The organism is Providencia sp. (assembly GCF_040396775.1).
In the GTDB taxonomy this organism is placed as follows: domain Bacteria; phylum Pseudomonadota; class Gammaproteobacteria; order Enterobacterales; family Enterobacteriaceae; genus Providencia.
In genome coordinates this window covers 49,296-58,266 of sequence record NZ_JBEBNT010000023.1, presented here as the reverse complement: position 1 = coordinate 58,266, position 8,971 = coordinate 49,296, and the positions used below count along the sequence as shown (strand labels likewise).

Below are 8,971 nucleotides of genomic sequence, written 5' to 3'. Positions count from 1 at the left end.
GATGCGCATTATAGGGAGTCAGAAAAATCTGGCAACCCCTTTTTTGCATTTTTTTTTCGTTCGCTCAGCTTTTCAACAAATTTAAGTTAAAGTGCTAACTTTTCGAGCGAAATGAACCCTTCTGCTTCAAGTACTGGCCTTAAACCTTGCACCGCCTCGTTCATTAACAGGCAATACGCAAAGTCTTCTTCGTCAGAATCGTGGAGTTCTGCCTGATTATTTATCAGCCAAACGGTTCTTCTGGCAATTGCAGAACCTGAATCTATAAACCTTGTACCGTTAGGTAAGACTTTTTCGAGCTCTTCTATTAATAGAGGGAAATGGGTGCAACCTAAAATAACGGTGTCTGGTGGTTCTGGCATTCTGATCCACGGCCTTACTGCTTGAGCAACTTCCTCTAATGGTAAAGCCTCCCCATGTAATTTCCTTTCTGCCAGTTGGACTAATTCCGCAGAGCCCAGCGAAATCACTTTGCAGTCCGTAGCAAAACGGCCAATTAATTCTTTGGTATATTCGCGATTCACAGTGCCTTTAGTCGCTAATAACCCGACCACACCATTACGCGTGAGTTTAGTCGCTGGCTTGATTGCAGGAACCACACCGACAACAGGGAAACTAAAGTGCGCCCTTAGATTAGGTAAACTAACAGTACTTGCGGTATTGCAGGCAATGATCGCAATGGTTAAAGGATGCTTTGCAGCTATTGCATTAACGATTTGATAGACCCTATCAATAATGAACTCTTCGCTTTTTTCACCATAAGGAAAAGCTTCGTTATCGAATGCATATATATAGTGCGCATTTGGGATCAGTTTTTTGACTTCGCGATAGACAGATAACCCGCCCACTCCTGAGTCAAATACAAGAATGGTCGGGCGAACAGATAGGTTGTTATCAGAAGTTGTAGCTTCCGGTAAGGAAATATTCTCTTCCAGCGGTGCGATAACCATATGCGGTCTCATAGTCTTTATCGAACATATTAACTATTTTACCACGAATTGTGAGATGTGAAGTGATTGGATATGCAGCCGTGAGATCCCAAAGGCTAACGCCACCTACTTTGGTGCGTTGGCCATTACCCATTTTGTCATAACGCGAGCCTATATACTGGTAAGTGACCCCCATATCAACGTCATAAATATCCCAATCAAGTTGATATTTGATTTGTTGCTTAGCCCTTCTCAGTAAAACCTCATCTGTTTTTTTATCTCTAGGGTCGATATATTGATAGGTAACTTGATGATGGAAAACTCCCGTATCTAGTTCACCAACCCATTCAAGTCCTTTAATTTCAGCCTTTCCAATATTTTCATAACTCGCGATTGGATAACCATTATCATATAAAATCAAGTTGTTAATATCATTATGATATGTGTTTAACTGCCAAAATAATGGGCCAGTTTTACCTTCAACCCCGATTTCCCATTGCTTGCTCTCTTCAGGTTTCAAATTTGGATTACCAATAGTAGACCAGTTAGGAGAAACCACGTGTGCATACAATTGGCTCAGATTTGGTGCTTTATAGGCTGTTGCATATGAACCAACCAGTTTATAGCCTTCGTAGAATTCCCAACTTAGTCCTGATTGCCACGTTGTATGCCAATTAAATTCTGAATGGTGATCTGAGCGAATCGCACCTTCAGCTACAACAGAGTTGATGAGTGCGTATTGACCAGTTAAATAAATTCCGGTGTTATTTAACGTTTGTTTCTCGCTGATCATTGTATAGCTACTTGGCTCGACACTCTGACGTTGATAGTCAATACCAGCACTAATATTACCTTTCTCTAGATGGTAGCTGTTGCCCCATTGAAGATTGTATTGTTTCGATTCATCTAAATTAGAAAATTTCCCATACTGCCCATATTTTGGATCATAGTTATAATCTTTTGTTGTACCGTAACTACCCATCAGTATCGTTGAATATTTATCATTATGATATTTCAAGCCTGTTTCATAGGTGCGACTATATAATTTTCGAGTATCTACTTGAGAATCAGCATATTTATCATAATAAGCGTCATAATCAGTTCTATTGTCATAGCCATATGCTCTCGCATAAGCGGTAATATCTGATGAAAACTGATGCTCAACACCTAACCATAATGCCTTACTCAAAAAACCATCTTTGTCTGGCTGCTTCCTATCACCACTAAACCCTTTCGCTTCCACATCAAACCCTTTGGTATAGGTATAAGCTCCCGCGGCGGTTACTGTGGTATTTTCACCAATTTTTTGCTGGGTCGAGCCGTTATAGTTTTGATAGCCATGCGAACCTATACCTGCATTTAATGTTGTCCCATCGTTATCACGGCGAGTAATAATATTCACTACGCCACCAATCGCATCAGAACCATAAACAGCTGAACGCGCACCACGGATGTATTCGATACGTTGAACTAATGAGATTGGAATTTGGCTCATATCTGATGAACCCGAAATACCTGCTTGATTTAAACGAACACCATCAATTAGCACTAGAACATGACGAGACTCAGTTCCTCGAATAAAAAGGGAACTTTGCTGCCCCATTCCCCCATTTTGCGCAATATCCACACCCGGTAAACGCCGTAATACATCAATCACGGTATTTGACTGCCAATGATCAATATCTTCACGGGTTACCACCGTAACAGGCGCTAATATAGAAGAAATCGGTTGTTCGAAACGATTGGCGGATACGACAACTTCGTCAGCCTTATTATTTGCACTTGCCAGAGAAGAAATACTGCATAACACTGCCACAGCAGCGGCCGATAACGGCAGCAACTTTTTATTATTCATTATGATTACACTCGGAAAATCAATAAAATTAAAATTCCGCGAAGTTGAATAAAAGGTTCGCGCTGATATTCAACAAAGCGATAAGACGTGTGGCAGGTATCGGACTCATAAGTTCAAAAGCGTCATTTCTATAATAAAAGAAACAGAAAAGAAGCTTGTATACACCCTAAATAATTCAAGTTACATGTAGGCGGCAAGCGAAGATATCCCTAGGAGCATACTAGAGTATGTGACTAGGGTAGCTGAGAGCAGCCAACACCCATGTAGCTTGAAGAATGACGGATAACCCCTTAATTACCGTTGCGCGTCAGTCTTGGAATCACACCAAGTTCCCTTAACCACAGCCTATTATCCTAAGTGGAATAGCATTTAGTGTCTATGGATGCATAATGAAAACTGGACATCTTCGCCGCATTCCCTACAATTTCGCCCCTGATACGAATTTTTTACTGTTTTATGGGGCCAAGTATGCCAAACACGTTGCACACCAAAGACTACGAACTGCAACTCGCAGAGAAAACTGACCGTTTAAAGGGTATGATGGCCCCGTTTAACGCACCTGAACCTGAAATTTTTTCATCTCCAGCGTCACATTACCGGATGCGCGCAGAATTTCGGATTTGGCATGATAATGATGATTTATTTCATATCATGTTTGATAAAGAGACCAAAGAACGTATTCGTGTTGATCAATTCCCCGTGGCAAGCCAATTAATTAATGACATGATGGCTACATTGCTGCCTCTCATTAAGCAAAGTGAATTGCTACGCCATAAATTATTCCAAATCGATTATTTATCGACACTGAGCAATAAGCTGATTGTTTCGCTGCTTTACCATAAAAAGCTAGGTGAAGAATGGACTGCCGAGGCAAAAACGTTAAAAGCGGCATTGGTGGAACAAGGCTTTGATTTGCAATTAATCGGTCGCGCCTCAAAAACCAAAATCATGCTTGATAATGATTATGTGGATGAAGTACTGCCTGTAAATGGCAAGGATATGGTTTATCGCCAAGTCGAAAATAGCTTCACGCAGCCTAATGCGCAGGTCAATATTAAAATGTTGGAGTGGGCGATTGCGGCGACACAAAATTCAACGGGCGATTTATTAGAATTGTATTGTGGAAATGGGAACTTTTCATTGGCATTAGCGCAAAACTTTGAACGTGTATTAGCCACTGAAATCGCAAAACCGTCCGTTGCCGCAGCACAATATAATATAGAAGCAAACAACATTAATAATGTGCAGATTATCCGAATGTCCGCTGAAGATTTTACCCAAGCGATGCAAGGGACTCGTGAATTTAGGCGATTAGAAGGGATTACACTAACAGATTACCACTGCAATACGATTTTTGTTGACCCGCCACGCAGCGGTTTAGATGATAAAACTGTTGAGCTCGTCCAAGGGTATGACCATATTTTGTATATTTCCTGTAACCCAGAAACCCTTTGCGATAATTTGGTTGAACTGACAAAAACGCATAAAATTGAGAAGTTAGCCTTGTTTGACCAATTCCCCTATACCCATCATATGGAAAGTGGTGTTTTATTAACGCGCCGCTAATTTTTCAATGTATTTATAATCAAACAAGAACGCCGCAAAATCATGCGGCGTTCTAGTCTAAATAGGTTCTTTAAACTTAGTTTTCAGCTTCTTGCTCAAGGGCTAATTCCGCTTTTTCTTTTTTACGTGCTTTCCAGCTTGCATACATCCATAACGCTAAAATCACGATAAATGTCGCTGGAATAAAGTTAGAACCAATTTCAGGGTTTTGAACGCGTAAAATCGCGGCATAACCAAAAATCCCAATAAAGAAACTACCCGCTACAAATTTAGGCAAGCCCATTGGCATCGCTTGGTGCAAATAACGTTGGTGTAAACAATACGCGGCCAATACTAAGGTCAAAATTGGGAAAAATGAAAAGTCGACTAACGAGTTAAACAGTGTTGAAAAGGTTCCATGGGTTGCAAGGCCAATCACAAAGGCTAGCAATAATGTGCTTCTTTCATAGCTTTTTTGATCCGTCATTGATTCTCCTTATTATTTGGTAAGGTCTGGGTCAGATTGATTTTGTTTTTCCTGTTCACGGCGGTACCAATAGTAGGCGCCTTTAGCAATCATTCTTAACTGTAATACCAACCGTTCTTCAAGATACCTGCGTTTTTCTTCATCAATATCAAGGGCTTCAGCGCCCGCACTAAAGACTATCGTTACCATCGCTTCTGCTTGCATCTCAGTAAAATGGCGAGGCATCCGACTTTCAAGTTCAAGGTAATCCGCTAGCTCTGCAATAAAATGTTGAATTTCCCTTGCAACGGCAGCACGAAACTCAGCTGATGTGCCTGAACGCTCACGCAATAATAACCTAAAGGCATTGGGGTTATTACCAATAAACTCCATAAAAGTGGAGACTGATGTGCGGATCACACTCCCACCTTTTGCGATACGCTGTCTTGCTTGTCGCATCAGTTGACGTAACATCAAGCCACTTTCGTCGACCATCGTTAGGCCGAGTTCATCAACGTCTTTGAAATGACGATAAAATGACGTTGGTGCAATGCCAGCTTCTCGAGCAACTTCACGCAAACTTAAGCTTGTGAAACTCCGTTCAGCGCTCAATTGGCTAAATGCGGCTTCGACGAGTGAACGCCGAGTTTTTTCTTTTTGTTTTGCTCTAACGCCAATAGTGTTACTCACGGTGATCCTAATTTCTATGTCATTAAACATTAATAAACGCATTGAAGGTTAATAATAAGCACGAGCTCGCCTTCTAGCATACCTGAAATTTCTTAATCTGGTTTAGAGAAAAATCGACTCTTACTGCAAATTAGCAATTTTCAGAATTTCACATATCACCGACATGGCTTTCTTAAATATAGAAACTTTCTCACTTTTCCCTCTACCCTACCTGAACCCTAAAAAATAGATTCACCAAAAATGCACTCCACTTTTCTCTTTTCTTAAAAGCGTATTCTTCTAGCGTTTCAGGCTGAAATCAGGTAGCGAAAGAAACTCACGATGTCTTAATGAGAAAAACAAATAGGAAAAGGGAAATTAGGCGAAATAACCAACTAATGATAACATCTTGTTGTCATTTTGTTTTAGAGCAGGTCTTACCTCATGCAACTTACCCATTTTGATGCAATAGTTATTGGTTCTGGTCCTGGTGGCGAAGGCGCCGCGATGGGGCTAGTGAAACAAGGAAAAAACGTTGCTGTTATAGAGCGTTATAATAATGTCGGCGGAGGCTGTACCCACTGGGGAACCATTCCCTCAAAAGCCCTCCGTCATGCTGTTAGCCGTATTATCGAATTCAATCAAAACCCGCTTTATAGTGATAACTCCCGTAGCTTGAGCTCCTCTTTCTCTGAAATTCTACAGCATGCTGAAACGGTCATTAGCCAACAAACACGCATGCGCCAAGGGTTTTATGAGCGAAATGGTTGCCAGATGTTTTCGGGTGAAGCCACTTTTATTGATGATCAGCATGTGAGCGTGCGTTACGCTGATGGAAGCTGCGATGTTTTAAGTGCCGATAAGATAGTGATAGCAACAGGTTCACGTCCTTATTGCCCTTCAGATGTCGATTTCAATCATTCGCGAATTTATAACAGCGATACAATCCTCAACCTTACCCATGAACCTCGCCATGTCATTATTTATGGTGCGGGCGTTATTGGTTGTGAATATGCCTCTATTTTTCGTGGATTAGGGGTAAAAGTTGACTTAATAAATACGCGTGACCACTTATTAGCCTTCCTCGACCAAGAAATGTCTGACGCGTTGTCTTACCATTTCTGGAATAGTGGCGTTGTCATTCGCCATAATGAAGAATATGAAAAAATCGAAGGCGTTGATGATGGTGTTATTGTTCACCTGAAATCAGGTAAAAAGGTCAAAGCTGATTGTCTATTATATGCCAACGGAAGGACCGGTAACACGGATGGCTTAGGCCTTGCAAATGTTGGCATTGATGCCGATGGTCGTGGCCTTGTGAAGGTGAATAAAGCTTACCGCACAACAAATGAGCATATTTATGCTGTCGGTGATGTGATTGGTTACCCAAGCCTCGCGTCTGCGGCTTATGACCAAGGCCGAATTGCTGCACGTGCAATCGGTGGTAGTCTTGGCGATGCACATTTAGTGGAAGATATTCCAACAGGTATTTATACCATTCCTGAAATAAGCTCTGTCGGTAAAACAGAACAAGAGCTTACCGCAATGAAAGTGCCTTATGAAGTAGGCCGCGCGCAATTCAAACATTTAGCACGTGCGCAAATTGCAGGGATGAATGTGGGTAGTTTAAAAATCTTATTCCATCGTGAAACGTTGCAAATATTAGGTATTCACTGTTTCGGTGAAAGGGCGGCTGAAATTATTCATATCGGCCAAGCCATTATGGAACAAAAAGGTGAAGGCAATACTATTGAATATTTTGTGAATACGACGTTCAATTACCCAACGATGGCAGAAGCTTTCCGCGTTGCGGCATTAAATGGTTTAAATCGACTATTTTAATTGCCAGTTTTGATGGTTGCCTCTTTTCTGGCAACCATCATTCCAGTCTAATATCCGCTATTTTAACGCTTTATTCCTAAACTTTACTTTTATAGTAATTATCCATAGAGTTATAGATGGTTTCAGCTAATTGCTCATAACGGCCACGTAAAGGCGAACCAGGGCGATAGACTAAAACAATTGTCCGTTTAGGTTCAGGCTCAATGCAATTTAAATAACATACACCATCACGACACACTTCATTCGGAACGGCTAAATCAGGTAAAAGTGTAATGCCACTTCCCGCCGCAACCATATTTCTTAATGTCTCTAAGCTTGTCGCTCTAAAATGTGTATCTTCTTTTGCCCCTGCTTGAAAACAAAAGCCCATTGCTTGGTCGCGTAAGCAATGGCCATCTTCTAGCATGAGTAGTTTTTCACCCGATAGCTCACCCATTTCAATAGTGTCTCGGTCATGCCATGGATGGCTTTCATAAATGGCCAGTTTCATTGGTTCTTCAAATAAAGGCACAACAATAAACGGGGCTGTTTCTTTTACATCGGCCAAAATTGCACAATCTAATTTACCGCTATCCAATTGTGCTAATAGCTGCTGAGTTTGCGCTTCATGTAAATAGATTTCTAACTTTGGATGAGCTTGGTGTAGTTGTGGAATGATATGAGGTAATAAATAAGGGGCGACTGTCGGTATTAAACCAATATGTAATGGACCAGACATGCTCTCCCCTTGGAGGGCAGCCATTTCTTGCAGTACCTTTATTTCCCGCAAAATAGTTCTAGCCTGTTCAACAAGTAATAACCCTTGCTGGGTAAAAAGAACTTTACGACTCGTTCTTTCTAATAACATAACACCGAGCTCTTCTTCTAATTTACGAATTTGACCGCTCAGTGTTGGTTGGCTGACATGACAAGAATCCGCGGCGCGTCTAAAGTGTTTATGTTCGGCGAGTGCAACGAGGTACTCTAAGTCTCGAATATTCATATTCTTTTCCTTTCGTGAATTCTTTGTCAAACCAAAGATAGATAATACCAATCACTATATCGATATTAGTTTGTTTTATCTATTGATATATTGCAAAACACCGTATTTCATCCCATATCTGCATAAATAAACCTCAAACTGAAACAAAAAGTAACATTTAGAAACAAAACATATCAAATAAAACCCACCGCCTTTCTCACAAAACAAAAATAATCAGTTCTTTGAAATTTTATAAATATTTATACATATTTTTAAGGTGAAAATAGCTAAAATACCATCCTATATTTATGATAAGAAAGATATATACAAACCAAACTAGAATAATAGTGAGATGTAGTTTCGTGACTTCTGGAGAGTTTTCATCAGTGATGATGATACGGAGGGCTAAATACTATGGATTCTATTACTACACTTTACCCCTCCCAAGTTAAAAGTATTCCATTAGGTGGTTAAAGAATGCCGCCATACTGTCGATACCTTATACAACATGCTAATGACGACAAAATGAGAGTATTGAAGAGTGCTAAATTAGCAAAGCATTCAAATCGTATTGCTGAAAACCAATAACGACAAAAAAGTGTAATAGATATAGGCAATATAGCGTAGTTAACGAAATGATCCACTTAGCTTTCTTCTATATAAGAAGAAAACAATAGGAACGCTTCCTAACATAAACAACAATT

7 protein-coding genes and 1 riboswitch are annotated in these 8,971 nt (G+C 40.4%); of the genes, 2 read left to right on the top strand and 5 right to left on the bottom strand.

Annotation, left to right across the window (positions count from 1 at the left end; translation table 11 throughout):
• Positions 1–86 precede the first annotated feature (86 nt).
• Together murI and btuB are read right to left on the bottom strand one after the other, a co-directional pair.
• On the bottom strand, positions 87–950 hold the full coding sequence (murI, locus tag ABWP91_RS17970; protein WP_353244393.1) for a glutamate racemase: 864 nt from the start codon (positions 948–950) through the stop codon (positions 87–89).
• Positions 895–2,784 (bottom strand): TonB-dependent vitamin B12 receptor BtuB, encoded by a 1,890-nt coding sequence (btuB, locus tag ABWP91_RS17965; RefSeq protein ID WP_353244392.1) that lies wholly within the window; start codon positions 2,782–2,784, stop codon positions 895–897. Before btuB ends, murI begins: the two co-directional genes overlap by 56 nt.
• 74 nt (positions 2,785–2,858) lie before the next feature.
• A riboswitch (cobalamin riboswitch) is annotated at positions 2,859–3,140 on the bottom strand.
• Positions 3,141–3,252: 112 nt separating this feature from the next.
• Between btuB and trmA the strand changes: the two genes are divergently transcribed.
• Complete coding sequence (gene trmA, locus ABWP91_RS17960) at positions 3,253–4,350, top strand: tRNA (uridine(54)-C5)-methyltransferase TrmA (RefSeq protein WP_353244391.1); 1,098 nt, start codon at positions 3,253–3,255, stop codon at positions 4,348–4,350.
• A 76-nt stretch (positions 4,351–4,426) separates the two neighbouring features.
• Here the strand turns inward: trmA and ABWP91_RS17955 are convergent, their stop codons facing one another.
• A complete protein-coding gene (locus ABWP91_RS17955) occupies positions 4,427–4,816 on the bottom strand; it encodes a YijD family membrane protein (protein ID WP_353244390.1) in 390 nt (129 codons plus the stop codon).
• Between the two features lie 12 nt (positions 4,817–4,828).
• Positions 4,829–5,485, bottom strand: coding sequence for an HTH-type transcriptional repressor FabR (gene fabR / locus ABWP91_RS17950; protein WP_353244389.1), 657 nt, complete (start codon positions 5,483–5,485; stop codon positions 4,829–4,831).
• A 423-nt stretch (positions 5,486–5,908) separates the two neighbouring features.
• Between fabR and sthA the strand changes: the two genes are divergently transcribed.
• The gene (gene sthA, locus ABWP91_RS17945; RefSeq protein WP_206085988.1) at positions 5,909–7,306 is read left to right on the top strand and encodes a Si-specific NAD(P)(+) transhydrogenase; all 1,398 of its coding nucleotides are present in this window, start codon (positions 5,909–5,911) and stop codon (positions 7,304–7,306) included.
• Between the two features lie 76 nt (positions 7,307–7,382).
• Here sthA and oxyR read toward each other — a convergent pair whose 3' ends face one another.
• Positions 7,383–8,288 carry a DNA-binding transcriptional regulator OxyR gene (gene oxyR / locus ABWP91_RS17940; protein ID WP_353244388.1) on the bottom strand — a complete coding sequence of 302 codons (906 nt, stop codon included), beginning with the start codon at positions 8,286–8,288 and terminating at the stop codon, positions 7,383–7,385.
• Between the last annotated feature and the right edge of the window lie 683 nt (positions 8,289–8,971).